We start from the raw sequence: 18,540 nt of genomic DNA, 5'->3' as shown, positions 1-18,540 counted from the left end.
CAATCCCCTTATTTATTTAAGAATCCTTTATAATGTCTCATTTGCATCATTGCTTCTAATTGTTTAGTTGTTTCTACAACAACACCAACTGCAATTATTATTGATGTACCACCAAGTAATAACTGAACATTTAGGAAATGACTAAAGAATCTTGGCAATGCTGCGATTATACCTAATCCTAAGGCACCAATTAAAGTTATTCTGCTTACAATTCCACCTAAGAAATCTGTAGTTGGTTTACCTGGTCTGATACCCGGAATAAACCCACCATTTTGTTGTAAATTTTTAGAATATTCATAAGGATTAAATTGTATTGAGTTATAAAAGTAAGCAAATAAGATAACTAATATTGATTGCACTAATACAAATACTATTACACCTAATGTTGTTGAAGGGGTAAAGTATTTTTGTACAAAATCTCTAACTCCTCCACCTGCTATTAGTGCGATTGTCTGAGGAAGCGCTAGTAATGATGAAGCAAAAATTACTGGCATAACACCACTCATATTTACCTTAATTGGAATATGTGTTGATGACCCACCATACATCTTTCTTCCTACAACTCTTTTTGCATACTGAACTGGAACTCTTCTCTCACCTTGTGTTAGTAATACAACAAATACTACTGATGCTATAATTATTACTAATAATAAAAGTGATTTCCACCATTCGTATCCCTTTGCACTAGTAAAGGCACCTTTAACTGCCTCAATTACTGCTTCAGGTAATCTAGAAATGATACCTAAGAAGATTATCATTGAAACACCGTTACCAATACCTTTTTCTGTTATCATTTCACCTAACCATACTACAAATTGTGAACCCGCCACTAAAATCATTATAACAACAAATTTAGGGAAGAATCCTTCACCTTGTGCTATAGCCGTACCAAAAATACCTACTACTACACCATAAGCTTGTAAAATAGCTAGTACTAATGCTAGATATTTTGTAATCTTTTGTATTTTTTTTCTACCTTGATCACCTTGTTTAGAAAGTTCTTCCAAAGAAGGGATGGCAAATGTTAATAGTTGCACTACGATTGATGATGTGATGTATGGACCTACCCCCAAAGCAAATACTGATAGGCTGGCCAATCCACCACCTGTTATTGAGTTAAGTAATCCTAGTATTGAGCCAGCAGCTCCACTAAAGATTGCTTTAACAACTTCTGGTTTAACAAATGGAAGTGGTAATGCGTTACCTATTCTAAATACTACCAACATCCAAAATGTAAATATTAATTTTTTTCTTAATTCTTTAACTTTCCAGGCATTAGCAAATGTTTTTAACATCTAGATCACCTCTGCCCTTCCCCCTAGAGAAGTTATTTTCTCTTCTGCAGATTTTGAGAATTTATGGGATTTTACTACAAGTTTCTTTTCTAGTTCACCTGATCCTAGAATCTTAATACCGTCTTTAGCTTTTCCCTTTTTCACAATCCCAGATTCAAATAATAATTCTGGTGTTACTTCTGTTCCGTCTTCAAATCTATTAAGTTGATCCAAGTTCACAATTGCAAATACTTTCGCAAATTTATTTGTAAAACCTCTTTTTGGCAATCTTTGGAATAGAGGCATTTGACCACCTTCAAATCCTGGTCTTACTCCACCACCAGATCTTGCCTTTTGACCTTTTTGTCCACGACCAGATGTCTTTCCCCATCCAGAACCATGTCCACGACCAATTCTTTTCTTTCTTTTTACTTCTCCACCTGGTGCCGGTCTTAAATCATGTAATTTCATCGTACACCTCCTATTCAACTTCTTTAACTTCTAGCATATAATCTATTGATCTTGTCATTCCTAAGATTGCTGGAGTAGCTTCTTTAACTACAGTTTGTCCAACTTTTCTAAGACCTAAAGCTTCAACAGTTTTAATATGTCTATCTAATCTACCAATTGTACTTTTTACAAGTTTAATTTCAATTTTAGCCATCATATCCTCCTAGTTTAGTATTTCTTCAACACTTTTACCACGAAGTCTAGCTACTTCTTCAACTGTCTTTACGCCTCTTAGTCCAGCCAATGTTGCATTAACAACACTCTTAGCATTTGAAGAACCTAGTGATTTAGCACGAATATTTGAAATACCTGCTAATTCGCACACTGCACGAACTGGGCCACCTGCGATAACTCCAACCCCTTCTACAGCTGGTTTTAATAATACTAATCCTGCACCCTTTTCACCGTAAATTTCATGTGGTATTGTACCATTTACAATATTTACTTCAACTGCATTTTTCTTAGCGTCTTCAACACCTTTTCTGATTGCTTCTGGAACTTCGTTAGCTTTACCAATACCTACACCAACTGTGCCTTTTCTATTTCCAACAACAACTAGTGCTGAAAATCTCATTGTTCTACCACCTTTAGCTACTTTTGTAACTCTATTGATAGCAACAACTTTTTCTTCAAATTCTGAATTGTTTCTTCTATCTCTTGCCATTTTTCCTCCCGACTAAAATTCTAAACCAGCTTCTCTTGCTGATTCTGCTAGTTCTTTTACTTTGCCGTGATAAATATAACCAAATCTATCAAATACTACTTTTTTGATATCTTTATCTAACGCTCTTTTAGCAACCAATTCACCAACTTTTTTAGCTGATTCAATATTAGAACCTAAATTTTCACCTGATAAATCTTTATCTAATGTTGAGGCACTAGCTAGTGTTACACCATTGATATCATCAATAATTTGTGCGTAAATATTTGCATTACTTTTATATATATTTAATCTTGGTCTTTCAGGAGTCCCACTTAGTTTTTTTCTAACTCTTAAATGTCTAGCTTTTCTACCTAAATTTTTATTGAATTTTGACATAATTCACTCCCTCCTATTTACCAGTCTTACCAACTTTTCTTCTAATGTGTTCGCCTTCATATTTTATACCTTTACCCTTATATGGTTCTGGTGGTCTATATGCTCTTATCTTAGCTGTATAGTTACCAACTTTTTGTTTGTCGATACCACTTACAACAATTACTCTCTCATTAGGAACTTCAGTTGTTATTCCTTCTGGATCACTTAGAATTACAGGATGTGAAAAACCTAAACTTAAGTTTAATTTATCGCCTTGTTTTTGAGCTCTATACCCTGTACCAACTATTTCTAATTGTTTTTTATATCCTTCTGTTACGCCAATAACCATATTTTGAATTAATGTTCTATATAATCCATGTAATGATTTATGTTTTTTTGTATCTGAAGGTCTATCTAAAACTGCTTCTTTTTCTTCTATTCTTAATACGAAATCTTTGCTAATCTCTTGACTTAAATTTCCTTTTGGTCCTTTTACTTCTACTAAACCATCCGTAAATTTAATTTCAACACCAGCAGGGATTTCGATTGGTTTTAGTCCAATTCTTGACATATCTTCCTCCTTGTTGAAATATTACCAAACGTAGCAAATAACTTCGCCACCTACTGCTTCTTTTCTTGCGTTTTTATCACTCATAATACCTTTTGATGTAGAAATGATTGCTGTACCCAAACCATTTAATACTTGAGGAACATCTTGTGAAGAAACGTAAACTCTACGTCCTGGTTTTGATATTCTCTTTAATCCTGATATAACTCTTTGTTCATCAACGTACTTAAGATCTATAGTAATAATTCCTTGTTTTTCATCTTCAGTAACATAAAATCCTTTAATATATCCTTCATCTAGTAATAATTGTGCAAGGTCTTTCTTTATGTTAGAAGCAGGGATTTCTACTGATTTGTGTTTTGCTAAATTTCCATTTCTAATTCTTGATAGCATATCTGCTATTGGATCAGTCATCATTTTACATACCCCCTTTTACCAACTTGATTTTTTCACACCAGGAATTTCACCTTTGTATGCAAGTTCTCTGAAACATATACGACAAATTCCGTATTTTTTTAATACTGAATGAGGTCTACCGCATAGACTACATCTAGTATACTCTCTAGTAGAAAATTTTTGTTTTTTCTTTTGTTTTGCGATCATTGACTTTTTAGCCATATTTTCTCCTTACTTACTTCTTAAAAGGCATCCCTAGTTTGCTTAGTAATGCTCTACCTTCTTCATCAGTTTCAGCAGTTGTTACTACAATTATATCCATACCTCTTATTTGTTCGATTTGATCAAATACGATTTCTGGGAAAATTAATTGTTCTTTAATTCCTAAAGCATAGTTTCCTCTACCATCAAAAGCGGTCGATGAAACACCTCTGAAGTCTCTAACTCTTGGCAATGCTACATTAACCAATTTGTCAAAAAACTCTTCCATCTTTTCTCCTCTTAAAGTTACTTTACAACCAATTGGTTGTCCTTCTCTTAACTTAAAATTAGAAATAGATTTTTTAGCCTTAGTTATTACAGGCTGTTGTCCTGTAATTGTTCTTAATTCTTCTACAGCTGATTCTAATAATTTAACATTGTCTTTTGCTTCACCTAAACCGACGTTAACAACGATTTTTTCTAGTTTTGGTGCCTGCATAACATTTTCGTATCCGAAATCTTTGATTAAAGCAGGTAAAACTTCGTTTCTATATTTTTCTTTTAATCTAGAAGCCATTGTGTCTCCCTTCTACTTATCTAGTTTATTGCCAGATTTTGTTGAAACACGAACTTTTTTACCATCAATTAATTCAGTTCTTGTTCTAACACCTCTACCTAGCTTTTCATCATATAACAATACATTAGAAGCGTGGATTGTTCCTTCTGTTTCTAATATACCTCCTTGTTGTTGTGGTGATGTTGCTTTTTTATGCTTAATTTGAACATTTACACCTTCAACTATTACTCTATTTTTCTTTGGGAATACTTCTAAAACTTTACCAGTTTTCCCTCTATCTTTTCCTTTAATTACTTGAACTTTATCACCAGTCTTAATGTGCATTTTTACCTCCTTATAAAACTTCTGGAGCTAGTGAAATAATTTTCATAAATCCATTTGCTCTAAGTTCTCTTGTTACAGGTCCAAAAATACGTGTACCAGCTGGGTTTTTATCTTCTTTTACAATAACTGCTGCATTATCATCAAATTTAATGTATGATCCATCTGCTCTATCGATACCAGATTTTGTTCTAACTATAACAGCCTTTACAACAGAACCTTTTTTAACAACTCCACCAGGAGTAGCACTTTTAACTGAACACACTACTATGTCACCAATGTTTGCGTATTTTCTTTTTGATCCGCCTAAAACTTTTATAACTAGTAGTTCTTTTGCACCTGAGTTGTCTGCAACTCTCATACGTGTTTCTGCTTGAATCATTTGATCCTCCTTATTCCAGAAATAAAAGTTATTTAGCTTCTTCTAATACTTCAACAAGTCTAAATCTTTTTGTTTTTGATAAAGGTCTTGTTTCCATCAGTAATACTCTGTCACCTTTTTTAGCAACATTGTTTTCATCATGCGCTTTAACCTTTTTACTTCTTACTATATATTTTTTATAAATTGGGTGCTTTACTGATTTTGAAACTTCAACTGAAATTGTTTTATCCATCTTATCAGAAACAACCAAACCGATAAAGGTTTTTCTTTGTTTTCTTTCCATATATTAAGCCCCCCCTATTTAAGTTTAATTTTCTTTCTGTAATTATTGTTTTAACTCTAGCAATGTCTTGCTTGATTTTACCGATTGAATTTAGATTTTCAATTTGTCCAGTTGCTGCCTGGAATCTTAAGTTGAATAATTCTTCTTTTAGGCTAGCTAATTTATTATCTAATTCTTGATCTGATAATTGTCTAATTTCTTTAGCTTTCATTAATTGTTGCCCTCACTTTCTGTAGAACTTGTACGAGTAACAAATTTTGTTTTTATCGGTAACTTAGCACTTGCTAGTCTCATAGCTTCTCTTGCTACATCCTCAGAAACACCACCCATTTCAAACATAATTCTACCTGGTTTAACTACTGCTACCCAATATTCTGGAGCACCTTTACCGGAACCCATTCTAACTTCTGCAGGTTTCTTTGTAACTGGTTTATCTGGGAAAATCTTAATCCAGATATTACCACCTCTTTTAATATATCTTGTCATAGCTCTTCTGGCTGCTTCAATTTGATTTGAAGTTATCCAGTGTGGCTCTAATGCTTGTAATCCATACTCACCGTATGCAAGTTGGTTACCTCTTTGCGCGTTACCTCTCATTCTTCCTCTATGAACTCTACGACGCTTAACTCTTTTAGGCATTAGCATAGTGTATCCTCCTTCTACCAATTTTATAATTGGAGTAAAAATTATCTATTGTTGTTATCTCTTCTATTATTTTTTCTACCCTTTGGACTTCTTTTTTTAGATGGAGCTGGTTGGTCAACTGCTTTTTGTCCTGGTAGAATTTCACCTTTATATATCCAAACTTTAACACCTATTTTACCGTATGTTGTATTTGCTTCTGCAAAACCATAATCAATGTCTGCTCTTAAAGTTTGTAGAGGTATATTACCTTCTGAATAACCTTCTGATTTAGCCATATCAGCACCACCAAGTCTTCCTGAAACCATTGTTTTGATACCTTTTGCACCTGATTTCATCGTTCTTTGGATTGCTTGTTTCATAGCTCTTCTAAATGTAATTCTTTTTTCTAAATCTTCAGCGATTTTTTCTGCAGTTAATTGAGCATTATATGCTATATCTTTAATTTCTTCTACATTTATAATTACTTGTTTACTTGTTATTTTTTCAACTGAATTTTTTAATTCTTCAACACCAGCTCCACCTTTACCTATAATCATACCAGGCTTAGCTGTGTAAACTGTAACTTTAACTCTATTTAATGTTCTTTCTATATCAATTTTAGAAATACCAGCTTGATATTGTGATTTTTTGATAAACTTTCTAATTCTATTATCTTCAGCTAATAATTTTCCAAAATCTTTTTTATCTGCAAACCATTTGGAATTCCAATCTTTGATAATCCCAACTCTCATCCCATGTGGATTAACTTTTTGACCCATAAACTATTCCTCCTATTCTTGTTCTCTTACAACAACACCAATATGTGATGTTCTTTTAAGTATTGGATAAGCTGAACCTTTTGCTTTAGGTCTAATTCTCTTCATGGTTGGACCATCATTTGCCCAAGCTTTTTCTACAACCAATAAGCTTCTGTCTAGATTGTGATTATTTTCAGCGTTTGCGATAGCTGATTTTAATACATCTTCTAATAATTTAGCACCTTTTTTAGGTGTGAATCTCAAGATATTTAATGCTTCATCAACACTCTTACCAACTATTTCTCTACAGATAAAATGTACTTTTAACGGAGAAATACGCACGTATTTTGCTTCTGCTCTTGCTTCCATTCTATCCTCCTATTTTCTCTTAACTTTGCTTGTTTTGTCGTTTTTATCGTGTCCTCTGTATGTTCTTGTTGGTACGAATTCACCTAATTTGTGTCCTACCATATCTTCTGTAACGTATACTGGAACATGTTTTCTACCATCATGTACAGCAATTGTATGCCCTACAAATTCTGGGAAAATTGTTGATCTTCTTGACCAAGTTTTTATAACTTTTTTATCGTCTTTTTCGTTAAGTGCATCCACTTTTTTCATTAAGTGGTCATCACAAAATGGTCCCTTTTTTAGAGATTTACCCATTTTCTACCTCCTAGATCTATTTAGCTTTTCTTCTTCTTATAATATATTTATTTGATTTTTTCTTAGTATTTCTAGTCTTAACACCACGAGATTTTTTACCCCAAGGTGTCATAGGTTGCGGTCTACCAACTGGTGCTCTACCTTCACCACCACCGTGTGGGTGATCAACTGGGTTCATAGCAGAACCTCTAACGTGTGGTTTTCTACCCATATGTCTTGTTTTACCAGCTTTACCAACTGTTACAAGTTCATGTTCAATATTTCCTACACGACCAATTGTTGCCTTACATCTAATATCTATTCTTCTAATTTCACCAGAAGGTAATCTAACGATACCAAATTTTCCTTCTTTACCAGCTAATTGAGCTTGTGCACCAGCTGTTCTAACTAGTTGAGCTCCTTTTCCTGGCTTCATTTCAATATTGTGGATTGTTGTACCAACAGGAATATCTTTTAATTGTAGTGCATTCCCTACCACTATATCCGCTTCAGGTCCAGCTTGTACTGTATCACCAATTTTTAATCCTAATGGAGCTAAAATATATCTCTTCTCACCATCTACATAGTGGATTAGAGCAATATTTGCTGTTCTATTTGGATCATATTCAATCGCTGCTACTTTACCAGGTATCCCCTCTTTATTTCTCTTGAAGTCTATAATTCTATATTTTCTTTTATTTCCACCACCTCTAAATCTTAGAGTTGTTCTACCTTGGTTATTTCTACCACCAGATTTTTTAAGTGGAGCTGTCAATGATTTTTCTGGAGCTTTTTTTGTTATTTCAGCATAAGATAACACTGACATTGAACGAAGCCCAGCAGAAGTTGGTTTATATTTTTTTATAGCCATTTTATCCTCCTAACTATTAGATACTATCAAAGAATTCAATTGTTTTAGAATCTTCTTTTAATGTAACTATTGCTTTTTTCCAGTCAGATTTTTTACCTAATGTTCTTCCTGTTCTTACTGTTTTTCCAAGAACATTTATTGTGTTTACTTTTTTAACCTTAACACCATCAAAAATCTTTTCAATTGCTTCTTTAATTTGTGATTTATTTGATCTTTTATCTACTTTAAATACATATTTTCTTGATTCCATTAAATCCATAGATCTTTCAGTAACTACTGGAGATAATATTATGTCATAAGGTGATTTCATTACGCAAATACCTCCTCTGCTTTATTTATCGCAGCTTCTGTGATGATTAATGAATTGTGTTTAATCAAATCATATACATTCATATTGTTTACAACAACAACTTCCACTCCTGGAATATTTCTAAATAATCTATAAACATTTTCATTCGCTTCATCTACAACAACATATGCTGTCTTATCTGCTTTGATTGCTTCTAAAACTTTTTTAGCTGTTTTTGTGCTAATTTCTTCTAATTTTAATTCGTTTAATACGATAATTTCTTCTTCTAATACTTTAGATGTTAGAAGTGATTTTAATGCTAATCTTCTAACTTTCTTTGGTACTGAGTATGAGTAATCTCTTGGTTTTGGTGCAAAAACTGTACCACCACCTCTCCATTGTGGAGATTTATAGATCCTTGTCTTGCTCTACCTGTACCTTTTTGTCTCCAAGGTTTTCTACCACCACCTCTAACTTCTGCTCTTGTTTTAGCTGATTGTGTACCTTGTCTTTTGTTTGCTAATTGATTTTTAACTACTTCATAAACAACATGTTCGTTAACTTCAACACCAAATAATGATTCTGGTAAGTCAATGCTACCAACGCTGTTACCTTTAATATCTAATACATTAACATTAGGCATTTACTATCTCCTTCCTATTTAGAAGCTTTTTTCGCTTCTTTTACAGTAACTAGTCCACCCTTAGGTCCTGGGATAGCACCTTTAATAAGTAGAAGATTTCTTTCAACATCTACTTTAACGATTTCTAGATTTTGTACTGTTACTCTATCATGCCCCATTTTACCTGAGCCTTTTCTACCTTTGAATACTCTTGCTGGGTCAGAACCTGCTGATCTAGCCCCTGCCACTCTGTGTGATTTTGAACCATGTGATTCAGGTCCTCTACTGTAATTATGTCTTTTTATTGAACCTTGTGTTCCTTTACCTTTTGAAGTACCCATAACATCAACCACGTCATTCACTTCAAATAAATCTGCTTTGAATTCTTGTCCTAATTCGAAATCATCTGTGTTTTCTACTAAGAATTCTCTTAAATATCTCTTCAACTCAACATTAGCCTTTTCAAAGTGTCCTCTCATTGGTTGGTTTGAATGTTTTTCTTTTCTTTCCTTAAAACCAACTTGGATTGCGTTATAACCATCATTTTCTAAAGTTTTGATTTGTGTTACAACCATTGGACCCGCTTCAACTACTGTCACTGGTATTACTTTACCAGTTTCATCAAATAACTGAGTCATACCCAGTTTTCTTCCTAAAATACCTTTCATTATTCCCCCTTCTTACAGTGGATTACAACTACTTGTAATCATACTAAGTCTTACAGCTTGATTTCTATATCTACACCAGCTGGCAGATTTAATTTTTTAAGAGCATCCAAAGTTTTAGCATTTGGATTTACAATATCTATCAACCTTTTGTGTGTTCTTTGTTCAAATTGTTCTCTTGAATCTTTATATTTGTGAACAGCTCTAATGATTGTTACTTTTTCAATTTCTGTAGGTAGTGGGATCGGTCCTGAAACTTCTGCTCCACTTCTCTTACATGCATCTACGATTTTAGCTGATGAAGTATCGATTACTTCATGATCATAAGCTCTTAATCTTATTCTGATTTTTTGTTTTGTTGCCATGTTTCCTCCTATATTTGATAGCCATACTCTCTCCCGGGTGTACAAATCCCTTTCATAAAAAAAGCGATGCTATCTCGCCCAAAATTTTTCCTGAACTAACTCTGTGTGAATTCCCTTGAATCGCTTAAGAAGTAGCGGTTCAAGCAACCTCTCACTTCATTGCTATTTTAAGTACTCGATAATAATACTAAATCGAAATAAATATTTCAAGTATATTGCAGTATTTTCTTTATTTTTTTTCTTAAAGTATATATTTTGTTACGTTTTTTTTATATTTAGCTGTAATTGTTGGCTTCTACACTTTAGCTAAGTTATGAATGAAATGACTCGACTAACAAAAAAACGTAAACACTAATCACTTAATGTTTACGCTTAATATTATTTGTAAATTAAACTATTTAACTTCTACTGTTGCTCCAGCTTCTTCTAATTTAGCTTTTGCATCTTCAGCTTCATCTTTAGAAACTTTTTCTTTAACTACTTTAGGAGCACCGTCTACTAATTCTTTAGCTTCTTTTAATCCTAAACCTGTTAATTCTCTAACTACTTTTATTACTTTGATTTTACCAGAACCTGCTGATTCTAATACTACGTCAAATTCAGTTTGCTCTTCTGAAGCTGCTGCTTCTCCACCTGCTGCTGGTCCAGCTACTGCTACTGCTGCTGGAGCTGCTGCTGATACACCAAATTCTTCTTCTAATGCTTTAACTAATTCTGATAATTCTAATACTGTTAATGCTTTTACATCTTCAATTAATTGTTCTACTTTTGACATTTTGTCCTCCTAAATAATTAAGCTTCTTGCTCTTTTTTTTCTTTTACTGCGTTTAATGCATATACAACTTTTCTGATTGAACCTTGTAACACATTCGCAAATCCTGCTATAGGTGAATTCAATCCACCTAATACTTGAGCTATCAATACATCTCTTGTTGGTAGTTTAGCTAATGCCTTCACACCATCTGCGTCAACAACTTGACCGTCAATAATTCCCGCTTTTACAATAAGTTTTTCATTTTCTTTTGCAAACTCTACAGTAACTCTTGGTCCCGCAACCATATCGTCATTACTAAATACAAAACCATTTGGTCCTGATAGGTATTCTTCATAACCTTCGTATCCTAGGTCTTTAAGTGCAATATTTACCATAGTGTTTTTATACACTTTATAACTTACACCTTCAGCTCTATATTTACTTCTTAAATCAGATACTTCTGTTACGTTTAAACCACGATATTCTACGATTGAAACAGATTTAGAGTTTTGAATAGCTTCTTTAATCTCATCTACCACTTGTTGTTTTAGTGTCAATGCTGATTTACTCACTTTCACCTCCAAATTTTCTGTGGCTACTTGAACAATAACTTTACATAATAAAATCTCCTTGATCATAAAGACGCAAGGAGAGTTAAAATCTAATTCATCGCTCCTATATAGGTATATTAAGGTTGCCCTCCTATAGTCTTTGGTAGCCTATTAATTTACTTGTATACTATAACATAGCAAAATTATATTGTCAAATTAAATTTCCATTAATTTTGCTGGATTTAATTTAATTCCTGGTCCCATTGTTGATGTCAATGTAACTGATTTTAAATATTTACCTTTAGCAGATGCTGGTTTATCTTTAATAACAAATCTTAATAAAGTTACTATATTTTCGTTTAGTTCATTAGCATCAAAACTTGCTTTTCCTACAGCTACGTGTAAAATATTTTGTTTATCAGTTCTATATTCTACTTTACCGGCTTTTGCTTCTTTAACAGCTTTTGCTACGTCCATTGTTACTGTACCAGTTTTAGGATTCGGCATTAAACCTCTTGGTCCTAAAATTCTTGCAACACGTCCAACAGCACCCATCATATCAGGCGTTGCAACGGCAACATCAAAATCTAACCAGTTTTCTGTTTGAACTTTTTGTATCAATTCTTCTCCCGCAAAATCTGCACCAGCATCTAAAGCTTCATTAACTTTTTCACCTTTTGCAAACACTGCAACTTTAACTTCTTTACCTGTACCATTTGGTAAAACTACTGTATTTCTAACTTGTTGATCTGCATGTCTTGAGTCTACACCTAATTTAATGTGTAATTCAATAGTTTCATCAAATTTAGCTGTCGCTACTTTTTTTACTAATTCACAAGCTTCCGCAACTTCGTATAAATTCTCTTTATCTACTAATGCTCTAACTTCCTTAAATCTTTTTCCTACTCTTGGCATTTATTCCTCCTTGTGGTATTAACGGATAATTCCTTCCACTAATCTTCTACTGTGATTCCCATTGATCTTGCTGTACCAGCAATCATTCTTTCAGCCGCCTCAATAGATGCTGCGTTTAAGTCTGGCATCTTTGTTTCTGCAATTTCTCTAACTTGAGCTTTTGTTAATTGACCAACTTTTTTCTTGTTTGGTTCACCTGAAGCTGAATCTAATTTTAATGCTTTTTTGATTAAAACTGGTGCAGGTGGTGTTTTTGTTATAAATGTAAATGATCTATCTGCATAAATTGTAATAACAACTGGGATAATCAATCCAGCTTGTTCTTGGGTTTTTGCGTTAAATGCTTTTGTAAACTCCATAATATTGATACCTGTTGGTCCCAATGCTGTACCAACTGGTGGAGCTGGTGTTGCCTTTGCTGCAGGTATTTGTAGTTTTACTAATTGTTGTACTTTTTTAGCCATTGTATCCTCCTAAATAACTAATGTGGTCTATTCGGCTTTACTTCCTCCCACTCAAAATAACTATTGTTTAATACTTTCAAATGCGATTTCTGCTACTGTATCTCTACCTAAGATGTCAATAGTAGTTCTAACGAATTGTTTGTCCGTGTTAATTTCCTGAACAATACCATTAAATCCATTAAATGGACCCGATACGATTTCGAACTCATCACCGATTTTCAGGTTGATATTTTCAATTTTTGGTTTAACCTCTATTGATTCATCACCCTCTATACCAAATTCTCTAATTTCCTTTGGTGTTAAAGCTACTGGGTCACCATCTGGTCCTATAAATCCAGTTACACCTCTAGTATTTCTTATTAAATACCAGTTTCTGGTGTCAATAATCATTTTTAGTAAAACGTAGCCTGGGAAGATTTTTCTTTCCTTAGTCTCTTTTTTCCCATTTTTTTCGACTTCATATTTTTCCATGGGAACTTTCACGTCAAATATATTTTGCGCCTTCCCATTTTCCATCATATTTTCTATTTTACTTTTAACTTTATTTTCATGTCCGGAATAAGTATGAACAACATACCAATTCGCTTGTTCTATACTTTTGTTTTCCATCATATCTCCCAATTAAACTGCAAATGATAGTAAAAAACGTAATAAAGAATCTAGCACAAATGTTAGTGTTGATATTATAATAATCGCAACAATAACTACTAATGATGTATTTATTAATTCACTACCAGTCGGCCAAGTAATTTTCTTAAACTCTTTTGCGATTCCTCTAAAGAATCCTTTTTTATTTTCTGAACTCATTCTTGACTCCTATTTAGTTTCTTTATGGATTGTATGTTTGTTACAGAATTTACAATACTTCTTTAATTCGATTCTTTCAGTTGTGTTTCTCTTATTTTTCTTAGTATCGTAGTTTCTTTGCTTACATTCTGAACATGCAAGTTTTACCTTATCTCTCATATTTTACCTCCTACGTTAGATTATCAGACGGTAACTCTGATACATCGGTATAGTGTATATTATTTACCGTTTAAAGTCAATACTTCCTAATGACTTTGAGTGTAGTTCTTTACTAAAAAAACGCCTACTTTATAGCAGGTCGTCCTTGTTTTATTATATCACTTTATATATTCAAATTCAAATTTAATTTTAATTATTTTTTATGTTTTAATTTTTATTTTAGTATTCACCATTTATATTAAAAGAATGTTTTATTGGACCACGACCTTTTCCAATTTGAATATTCGATTCTAGTCCTTTTGCAACATATCTTTTAGCTTGAGTTACTGATTCTTCGATAGACTTACCTTTTGCAAGATTCGAAATAATCGCTGCCGAAAGTGAACATCCAGTACCTCTTGTATTTTTTGTATCTATCAAATCGCCCTTTATCCACTTATAACCATCTTCGGTATGTAATAAATCATCTGCATCATCTTTTGATATACCGCCTTTAGTAAATACAACACAACCAAATCTATCAAATATTTTTTTGGTAGCTTTTATCATATCTTCTTTATTTTTTATTTTCATACCCGAAATTATTTCAGCCTCACCTAGATTAGGTGTAATAATGTCAGCTAAAGGTATCAATTCATTGATCATTGTTTCCTGAGCATCATCATCTATAAGTTTTATAGTTCTATGAGCTACCATAACAGGATCAACTAAAAGATTTTTTGGGTTATATTCTTTTAGTTTTTTTGCTACTAATTTTATAATTTCAGAAGATAAAAGCATGCCTGTTTTTGTCGCATCCGGTATAACATCTTCAAAAATTGAATCTATTTGCTTTTCTAATAAATCTTGACAAGTAGCTTTTACCTCATAAAATCCAATAGAATTTTGAGCACTTAATAATGTTATAGCCGTCATCCCATAAACATCATGTGCCGTAAATGTTTTTAAATCTGCTTGTAATCCCGCCCCACCAAATGGATTGCTTCCTGCTATTGTTAATACTGTTTTCATACATCCTTCTTTTTCAAATTATATTATTCTTATTATAGCAAAAAGAAATATACTTTATCATCAAATTTTTTCTCATGTAAATATACCACCACATATTCTTCTTGCAAAATAGTAATTTTTTCTATCTAATCTATTCCAATCTTATTTTATAAATAGTATTTAATTTAACTATTTATTTTTAAGGTAACGAAAATGCCTTAATTTCAAATTATATAATATAGATTCAACAATACGTTTCAAAGAAAATATCCCCAATCGATATTATTGAACCCATATTTTCCAAAAATCAAAAAAAAGTATGCCTAGATTCTATACTTTGAACCTAGACATAATTTATATATTATCTTAGCAACATTTTCTATTTCCTAAGATTATTTATTATTTTATTATATCTTTTATTTTGTCTTTTTTTTACCTAATACAAATGCTGCTCCACCAGCTAATACTATTGTTGCTATTGACATTACAATACCTGCATCACCTGTTTTAGGATTTTTAGATTTCCCTTGTGATGGTTTTTGTTTCTCTGGAGATGGCTTCTTAGCATCATTATCCTTTTTGTTAGGAATTGATGGCTGAAGTTTTGTCCAAGGAATAGTTTGCTTATCTTCTTTAGCAATATTCGCTTTATAGATATCATAAATTTCTTTTAAGATTTTATTAATTTCATCAACTGATTTAGCATCATCAATTCTCTTATTATAAGCATCTCCTTCTGCAGATGTTATATTTTTTGCTTCTACATTATTTTCTACAATTTCTTTAGCTTTTGTTTTTGCGTCTGATAATGTTTTTTCTGCTAATTGATTTGCTACATATTTTTCATGAATTTCTTTTAAGATTTCATTAATTTCATCAACTGATTTAGCATCATCAATTCTCTTATTATAAGCATCTCCTTCTGCAGATGTTATATTTTTTGCTTCTACATTATTTTTCACAATTTCTTTAGCTTTTGTTTTTGCAGCTGATAATGTTTTTTCTGCTAATTGATCTGCTACATATTTTTCATGAATTTCTTTTAAGATTTCATTAATTTTATCAACTGATTTAGCATCATCAATTCTCTTATTATAAGCATCTCCTTCTGCAGATGTTATATTTTTTGCTTCTACATTATTTTTCACAATTTCTTTAGCTTTTGTTTTTGCAGCTGATAATGTTTTTTCTGCTAATTGATCTGCTACATATTTTTCATGAATTTCTTTTAAGATTTCATTAATTTTATCAACTGATTTAGCATCATCAATTCTCTTATTATAAGCATCTCCTTCTGCAGATGTTATATTTTTTGCTTCTACATTGTTTTCCACAATTTCTTTTGCTTTTGCTTTTACATTTGATAAAGTTTTTACAATTATAGTAGCTGCTTTCAGAGCTGTATATTCCCTTCCTAAAGCGTCAACAAGTTTCACCTTAAATATTATTGGATATATTCCAGCTTTATACTCATCAAAACCACTATCATCAAGTACTTCCACTTGATCTTTTAAATTATTTAATGTTTGATTTCCATTTCCATCATCTGAGAATTTATTTAACTCGTCAAACGCTTCAGTAACAAGTAAATCTTTTAAATCGTAATTTACAGGTCCTTCATTAGCTTCAGTTTTATATATTTCATGATTTTTAACAACTATTTTTGGTCTAGCTGGTGCTACAATATGAAAATCTGTATCATTTTTGAATTTTACACTTTCCTTAGAACTAGCATCTAACATAGAATACTTAACACCATTAATTTCATACTTACCATTTTCATCTGCGTAAACCCACACAAAATTTGAAGTATCTTCAGTATTATAATTATTTTTTACTAGAATCTTTTGTTATCTTTACAAGGTCAAAATGTGTATCATCAAAATTATATGTTTCACCACTAATAACTTTAATTGGTTCTTGATTAATTCTATTATCTTTGTTAAGTCTTGGATAGTAATTAAAGTTTATTGTAGGTGCCCATACATATTTTGAACCATCTGGATTTGCTTTGCTTACACTATATTCATAGTCACCTTTTAACTCACCATGCATATTAATTGTTTCAACTGGTTTTGTTAACTTAAATAGTGTTAATAAATCACCTGATGAGTTTTTTACCTTCTTGTTGTTTGGCAATGAAGCTTGATTATTTGCATGAACAGGAATATTCACTGATCCACCATGTACATTAACATCAGCAAATCTATTATTACTATCAAATTTATCTACTTTCAATACCGAGTTATCGAATAATGAAATATTGTTACTATCTGTAGCTCTTGGTCCTTTAGTGTCAAATCCCACTCTAAATGGTATGAAAGTTGAAGCATTTAACACTAGACTTGAGTTATCCATTTCATACCCAATACCTTTTTGTGCAATAGAAGGATTATCTCTTAAATCCGTGAATTTGTATGATGAATTATTAAAATTATAATCTGTATTTGAAGTTTGCAATCCTACACTAGTTCTTGGAAACGAAAACCCAAATCTAGTAGAAACAGGATTTGCATCTGCTTTTGTATAAGCTTCTACTACTGTATTATTGAAATTCACCACTTGTGGTTCATCATTGTTTTTATTTGACCTTCCATCATGGAAATTTAAATTGTAATGCCCTCTAGAGTATCCTATTAATTTTGAACCATTGAAATCCGCTTTTCTACCAGAGAATATAAGAGTACCTTGTACATCATTGTTCCCATTTTGAGTAAGATGGAAATTAGAATTTGAAACATTGAGCGTGCTTTCTGAATCTCCAGAGAAAATAATAGCTTCTTTAGAACTAACTTTATTTTCACCTCTAATGCTAATATTAGTAAATGATAAATTTCCCGCTAAAGATTCATTGTATATAGCAGATTGATTTACATTAAATACCAGATGATCTTTTTCATCAATTCCAGAACCGATAAATTCAACATTTTTATTTGCATTAGTTCTTGTGTAAATAGCTCTATTAAAGTTTGAAAATTCAATTTTACCTAAAATTTCAAATTTAAGATTATGATAAAAAGACTTAAAGGCAACCAATTTATTATTTTGTGTGCTAAAAGTTACATTGACACCGTCATTAACCTTTATCTTGAAATCTCTTTTGATTTCTAAAGTTTTAGTAAGTTCAAAATTAGCATCTTCTGTAAATACCATACCATTATTATTAGTATCATTAATTGCATTCAATATTTCCTGCTCTGTAGTGCTAGCAGTTATTTGAAAAAGATTTTCTTGTGCTTTAGTCGTACTGTTACCAAAAATATTAAAATTAAATAACATAGTAAATGTTATACAAAATATCATTAGTTTTTTGTAATAGCTTTTTGTATTCGAGTTCATTATTTCTCCTTTTAAGATTATTTTAAATTTAGAATAGCATATTTATAACTATATAACAACTATTATTTTTGTTGTTGAATTTTACACACATTCTCACTGTTGTTGAATTTCACACATATTCTCGCTATTCTTGAATTTTACACATATTCTCGCTGTTCTTGAAATTTTCTTATTGTTGTTAAATATTCTTAA

At 31.9% G+C, this 18,540-nt stretch carries 30 protein-coding genes, 2 pseudogenes and 1 other annotated feature; all 32 genes and pseudogenes read right to left on the bottom strand.

The genetic code is table 11. The features are described from left to right. Positions 1–8 precede the first annotated feature (8 nt). The 32 genes and pseudogenes from secY to AC4KN9_RS02010 all read right to left on the bottom strand — a co-directional run bounded on the left by secY (position 9) and on the right by AC4KN9_RS02010 (position 18,348). Complete coding sequence (gene secY / locus AC4KN9_RS02165; protein ID WP_491017029.1) at positions 9–1,295, bottom strand: preprotein translocase subunit SecY; 1,287 nt, start codon at positions 1,293–1,295, stop codon at positions 9–11. Then, the gene (gene rplO, locus AC4KN9_RS02160) at positions 1,296–1,745 is read right to left on the bottom strand and encodes a 50S ribosomal protein L15 (RefSeq protein ID WP_491017028.1); all 450 of its coding nucleotides are present in this window, start codon (positions 1,743–1,745) and stop codon (positions 1,296–1,298) included. Positions 1,746–1,755: 10 nt separating this feature from the next. Next, entirely contained in the window at positions 1,756–1,938 is a 183-nt protein-coding gene (gene rpmD / locus AC4KN9_RS02155) for a 50S ribosomal protein L30 (protein ID WP_491017027.1), read from the bottom strand. A gap of 9 nt (positions 1,939–1,947) precedes the next feature. Next, positions 1,948–2,448: a 30S ribosomal protein S5 gene (rpsE, locus tag AC4KN9_RS02150; protein WP_491017026.1), complete on the bottom strand. Its 501-nt coding sequence runs from the start codon at positions 2,446–2,448 to the stop codon at positions 1,948–1,950. A gap of 12 nt (positions 2,449–2,460) precedes the next feature. Next, positions 2,461–2,823 (bottom strand): 50S ribosomal protein L18, encoded by a 363-nt coding sequence (gene rplR, locus AC4KN9_RS02145; protein WP_491017025.1) that lies wholly within the window; start codon positions 2,821–2,823, stop codon positions 2,461–2,463. A gap of 13 nt (positions 2,824–2,836) precedes the next feature. After that, the gene (rplF, locus tag AC4KN9_RS02140) at positions 2,837–3,373 is read right to left on the bottom strand and encodes a 50S ribosomal protein L6 (RefSeq protein WP_491017024.1); all 537 of its coding nucleotides are present in this window, start codon (positions 3,371–3,373) and stop codon (positions 2,837–2,839) included. 21 nt (positions 3,374–3,394) lie between these two features. Then, positions 3,395–3,787: a 30S ribosomal protein S8 gene (gene rpsH, locus AC4KN9_RS02135; protein ID WP_491017023.1), complete on the bottom strand. Its 393-nt coding sequence runs from the start codon at positions 3,785–3,787 to the stop codon at positions 3,395–3,397. Positions 3,788–3,802: 15 nt separating this feature from the next. After that, the gene (locus AC4KN9_RS02130; RefSeq protein ID WP_491017022.1) at positions 3,803–3,988 is read right to left on the bottom strand and encodes a type Z 30S ribosomal protein S14; all 186 of its coding nucleotides are present in this window, start codon (positions 3,986–3,988) and stop codon (positions 3,803–3,805) included. Between the two features lie 13 nt (positions 3,989–4,001). Next, positions 4,002–4,544: a 50S ribosomal protein L5 gene (gene rplE / locus AC4KN9_RS02125; protein WP_491017021.1), complete on the bottom strand. Its 543-nt coding sequence runs from the start codon at positions 4,542–4,544 to the stop codon at positions 4,002–4,004. Between the two features lie 12 nt (positions 4,545–4,556). Next, positions 4,557–4,868 (bottom strand): 50S ribosomal protein L24, encoded by a 312-nt coding sequence (gene rplX / locus AC4KN9_RS02120; RefSeq protein ID WP_491017020.1) that lies wholly within the window; start codon positions 4,866–4,868, stop codon positions 4,557–4,559. Between the two features lie 10 nt (positions 4,869–4,878). Further along, positions 4,879–5,247: a 50S ribosomal protein L14 gene (gene rplN, locus AC4KN9_RS02115; RefSeq protein WP_491017019.1), complete on the bottom strand. Its 369-nt coding sequence runs from the start codon at positions 5,245–5,247 to the stop codon at positions 4,879–4,881. Between the two features lie 28 nt (positions 5,248–5,275). Beyond that, the gene (gene rpsQ, locus AC4KN9_RS02110) at positions 5,276–5,530 is read right to left on the bottom strand and encodes a 30S ribosomal protein S17 (RefSeq protein ID WP_491017018.1); all 255 of its coding nucleotides are present in this window, start codon (positions 5,528–5,530) and stop codon (positions 5,276–5,278) included. 13 nt (positions 5,531–5,543) lie between these two features. After that, a pseudogene (rpmC, locus tag AC4KN9_RS02105) lies at positions 5,544–5,741 on the bottom strand (50S ribosomal protein L29); the annotation flags it as partial. Then, positions 5,741–6,175 carry a 50S ribosomal protein L16 gene (rplP, locus tag AC4KN9_RS02100; RefSeq protein ID WP_491017017.1) on the bottom strand — a complete coding sequence of 145 codons (435 nt, stop codon included), beginning with the start codon at positions 6,173–6,175 and terminating at the stop codon, positions 5,741–5,743. The pseudogene rpmC and the gene rplP, both read right to left, overlap by 1 nt. Positions 6,176–6,216: 41 nt before the next feature. Continuing rightward, positions 6,217–6,933, bottom strand: a complete 717-nt coding sequence (gene rpsC / locus AC4KN9_RS02095; RefSeq protein ID WP_491017016.1) for a 30S ribosomal protein S3 — start codon at positions 6,931–6,933, stop codon at positions 6,217–6,219. A gap of 12 nt (positions 6,934–6,945) precedes the next feature. Continuing rightward, on the bottom strand, positions 6,946–7,281 hold the full coding sequence (rplV, locus tag AC4KN9_RS02090; RefSeq protein WP_491017015.1) for a 50S ribosomal protein L22: 336 nt from the start codon (positions 7,279–7,281) through the stop codon (positions 6,946–6,948). A 9-nt stretch (positions 7,282–7,290) separates the two neighbouring features. Further along, the gene (gene rpsS / locus AC4KN9_RS02085; protein ID WP_491017014.1) at positions 7,291–7,578 is read right to left on the bottom strand and encodes a 30S ribosomal protein S19; all 288 of its coding nucleotides are present in this window, start codon (positions 7,576–7,578) and stop codon (positions 7,291–7,293) included. A gap of 16 nt (positions 7,579–7,594) precedes the next feature. Next, positions 7,595–8,428 (bottom strand): 50S ribosomal protein L2, encoded by an 834-nt coding sequence (gene rplB / locus AC4KN9_RS02080; protein WP_491017013.1) that lies wholly within the window; start codon positions 8,426–8,428, stop codon positions 7,595–7,597. 16 nt (positions 8,429–8,444) lie between these two features. Continuing rightward, positions 8,445–8,738: a 50S ribosomal protein L23 gene (gene rplW, locus AC4KN9_RS02075; RefSeq protein ID WP_491017012.1), complete on the bottom strand. Its 294-nt coding sequence runs from the start codon at positions 8,736–8,738 to the stop codon at positions 8,445–8,447. Further along, a pseudogene (gene rplD / locus AC4KN9_RS02070) lies at positions 8,738–9,360 on the bottom strand (50S ribosomal protein L4). The gene rplW and the pseudogene rplD overlap by 1 nt, the downstream one beginning before the upstream one ends. Positions 9,361–9,374: 14 nt before the next feature. Beyond that, positions 9,375–10,007, bottom strand: coding sequence for a 50S ribosomal protein L3 (rplC, locus tag AC4KN9_RS02065; protein WP_491017011.1), 633 nt, complete (start codon positions 10,005–10,007; stop codon positions 9,375–9,377). A gap of 50 nt (positions 10,008–10,057) precedes the next feature. Continuing rightward, positions 10,058–10,369: a 30S ribosomal protein S10 gene (rpsJ, locus tag AC4KN9_RS02060; protein WP_491017010.1), complete on the bottom strand. Its 312-nt coding sequence runs from the start codon at positions 10,367–10,369 to the stop codon at positions 10,058–10,060. Positions 10,370–10,763: 394 nt separating this feature from the next. Then, positions 10,764–11,144: a 50S ribosomal protein L7/L12 gene (gene rplL / locus AC4KN9_RS02055; protein ID WP_491017009.1), complete on the bottom strand. Its 381-nt coding sequence runs from the start codon at positions 11,142–11,144 to the stop codon at positions 10,764–10,766. Positions 11,145–11,161: 17 nt separating this feature from the next. Further along, on the bottom strand, positions 11,162–11,695 hold the full coding sequence (rplJ, locus tag AC4KN9_RS02050) for a 50S ribosomal protein L10 (RefSeq protein WP_491017008.1): 534 nt from the start codon (positions 11,693–11,695) through the stop codon (positions 11,162–11,164). A gap of 38 nt (positions 11,696–11,733) precedes the next feature. Then, positions 11,734–11,856 (bottom strand) — a sequence feature (ribosomal protein L10 leader region). Positions 11,857–11,890: 34 nt separating this feature from the next. Further along, on the bottom strand, positions 11,891–12,589 hold the full coding sequence (gene rplA, locus AC4KN9_RS02045) for a 50S ribosomal protein L1 (protein WP_491017007.1): 699 nt from the start codon (positions 12,587–12,589) through the stop codon (positions 11,891–11,893). A 38-nt stretch (positions 12,590–12,627) separates the two neighbouring features. Further along, positions 12,628–13,053, bottom strand: a complete 426-nt coding sequence (gene rplK / locus AC4KN9_RS02040) for a 50S ribosomal protein L11 (protein WP_491017006.1) — start codon at positions 13,051–13,053, stop codon at positions 12,628–12,630. 60 nt (positions 13,054–13,113) lie between these two features. Beyond that, positions 13,114–13,662: a transcription termination/antitermination protein NusG gene (nusG, locus tag AC4KN9_RS02035; protein ID WP_491017005.1), complete on the bottom strand. Its 549-nt coding sequence runs from the start codon at positions 13,660–13,662 to the stop codon at positions 13,114–13,116. A gap of 12 nt (positions 13,663–13,674) precedes the next feature. Continuing rightward, positions 13,675–13,860, bottom strand: coding sequence for a preprotein translocase subunit SecE (secE, locus tag AC4KN9_RS02030; protein ID WP_491017004.1), 186 nt, complete (start codon positions 13,858–13,860; stop codon positions 13,675–13,677). A 9-nt stretch (positions 13,861–13,869) separates the two neighbouring features. Continuing rightward, entirely contained in the window at positions 13,870–14,019 is a 150-nt protein-coding gene (gene rpmG / locus AC4KN9_RS02025; protein WP_491017003.1) for a 50S ribosomal protein L33, read from the bottom strand. Positions 14,020–14,238: 219 nt separating this feature from the next. Further along, the gene (gene thiD / locus AC4KN9_RS02020; protein WP_491017002.1) at positions 14,239–15,030 is read right to left on the bottom strand and encodes a bifunctional hydroxymethylpyrimidine kinase/phosphomethylpyrimidine kinase; all 792 of its coding nucleotides are present in this window, start codon (positions 15,028–15,030) and stop codon (positions 14,239–14,241) included. Positions 15,031–15,425: 395 nt separating this feature from the next. Then, positions 15,426–16,808 carry an LPXTG cell wall anchor domain-containing protein gene (locus tag AC4KN9_RS02015; protein ID WP_491017001.1) on the bottom strand — a complete coding sequence of 461 codons (1,383 nt, stop codon included), beginning with the start codon at positions 16,806–16,808 and terminating at the stop codon, positions 15,426–15,428. A 28-nt stretch (positions 16,809–16,836) separates the two neighbouring features. Beyond that, entirely contained in the window at positions 16,837–18,348 is a 1,512-nt protein-coding gene (locus AC4KN9_RS02010) for a hypothetical protein (protein WP_491017000.1), read from the bottom strand. Positions 18,349–18,540 lie beyond the last annotated feature (192 nt).

This window comes from Helcococcus sp. SA-HE-C1 (genome assembly GCF_985670335.1).
Note: the sequence above shows the minus strand (reverse complement) of the source record. Positions and strands in the feature narration are given on the sequence as shown.

Bases quoted from the DNA above. Each gene is read 5' to 3' on its own strand.
- rpsC (WP_491017016.1), bottom strand. From the start codon at position 6,933: ATGGGTCAAAAAGTTAATCCACATGGGATGAGAGTTGGGATTATCAAA.
- rplF (WP_491017024.1), bottom strand. From the start codon at position 3,373: ATGTCAAGAATTGGACTAAAACCAATCGAAATCCCTGCTGGTGTTGAA.
- rpmG (WP_491017003.1), bottom strand. From the start codon at position 14,019: ATGAGAGATAAGGTAAAACTTGCATGTTCAGAATGTAAGCAAAGAAAC.
- AC4KN9_RS02130 (WP_491017022.1), bottom strand. From the start codon at position 3,988: ATGGCTAAAAAGTCAATGATCGCAAAACAAAAGAAAAAACAAAAATTT.
- rplN (WP_491017019.1), bottom strand. From the start codon at position 5,247: ATGATTCAAGCAGAAACACGTATGAGAGTTGCAGACAACTCAGGTGCA.
- AC4KN9_RS02010 (WP_491017000.1), bottom strand. From the start codon at position 18,348: ATGAACTCGAATACAAAAAGCTATTACAAAAAACTAATGATATTTTGT.
- rplO (WP_491017028.1), bottom strand. From the start codon at position 1,745: ATGAAATTACATGATTTAAGACCGGCACCAGGTGGAGAAGTAAAAAGA.
- rplE (WP_491017021.1), bottom strand. From the start codon at position 4,544: ATGGCTTCTAGATTAAAAGAAAAATATAGAAACGAAGTTTTACCTGCT.
- rpsE (WP_491017026.1), bottom strand. From the start codon at position 2,448: ATGGCAAGAGATAGAAGAAACAATTCAGAATTTGAAGAAAAAGTTGTT.
- rpmD (WP_491017027.1), bottom strand. From the start codon at position 1,938: ATGGCTAAAATTGAAATTAAACTTGTAAAAAGTACAATTGGTAGATTA.
- rplA (WP_491017007.1), bottom strand. From the start codon at position 12,589: ATGCCAAGAGTAGGAAAAAGATTTAAGGAAGTTAGAGCATTAGTAGAT.
- rpsH (WP_491017023.1), bottom strand. From the start codon at position 3,787: ATGATGACTGATCCAATAGCAGATATGCTATCAAGAATTAGAAATGGA.
- rplV (WP_491017015.1), bottom strand. From the start codon at position 7,281: ATGGAAGCAAGAGCAGAAGCAAAATACGTGCGTATTTCTCCGTTAAAA.
- rpsQ (WP_491017018.1), bottom strand. From the start codon at position 5,530: ATGGAAAGAAAACAAAGAAAAACCTTTATCGGTTTGGTTGTTTCTGAT.
- nusG (WP_491017005.1), bottom strand. From the start codon at position 13,662: ATGGAAAACAAAAGTATAGAACAAGCGAATTGGTATGTTGTTCATACT.
- rpsS (WP_491017014.1), bottom strand. From the start codon at position 7,578: ATGGGTAAATCTCTAAAAAAGGGACCATTTTGTGATGACCACTTAATG.
- rplX (WP_491017020.1), bottom strand. From the start codon at position 4,868: ATGCACATTAAGACTGGTGATAAAGTTCAAGTAATTAAAGGAAAAGAT.
- rplW (WP_491017012.1), bottom strand. From the start codon at position 8,738: ATGAAATCACCTTATGACATAATATTATCTCCAGTAGTTACTGAAAGA.
- secY (WP_491017029.1), bottom strand. From the start codon at position 1,295: ATGTTAAAAACATTTGCTAATGCCTGGAAAGTTAAAGAATTAAGAAAA.
- secE (WP_491017004.1), bottom strand. From the start codon at position 13,860: ATGAGTTCAGAAAATAAAAAAGGATTCTTTAGAGGAATCGCAAAAGAG.
- rplP (WP_491017017.1), bottom strand. From the start codon at position 6,175: ATGCTAATGCCTAAAAGAGTTAAGCGTCGTAGAGTTCATAGAGGAAGA.
- rplK (WP_491017006.1), bottom strand. From the start codon at position 13,053: ATGGCTAAAAAAGTACAACAATTAGTAAAACTACAAATACCTGCAGCA.
- rplB (WP_491017013.1), bottom strand. From the start codon at position 8,428: ATGGCTATAAAAAAATATAAACCAACTTCTGCTGGGCTTCGTTCAATG.
- rplC (WP_491017011.1), bottom strand. From the start codon at position 10,007: ATGAAAGGTATTTTAGGAAGAAAACTGGGTATGACTCAGTTATTTGAT.
- rpsJ (WP_491017010.1), bottom strand. From the start codon at position 10,369: ATGGCAACAAAACAAAAAATCAGAATAAGATTAAGAGCTTATGATCAT.
- rplL (WP_491017009.1), bottom strand. From the start codon at position 11,144: ATGTCAAAAGTAGAACAATTAATTGAAGATGTAAAAGCATTAACAGTA.
- thiD (WP_491017002.1), bottom strand. From the start codon at position 15,030: ATGAAAACAGTATTAACAATAGCAGGAAGCAATCCATTTGGTGGGGCG.
- rplR (WP_491017025.1), bottom strand. From the start codon at position 2,823: ATGTCAAAATTCAATAAAAATTTAGGTAGAAAAGCTAGACATTTAAGA.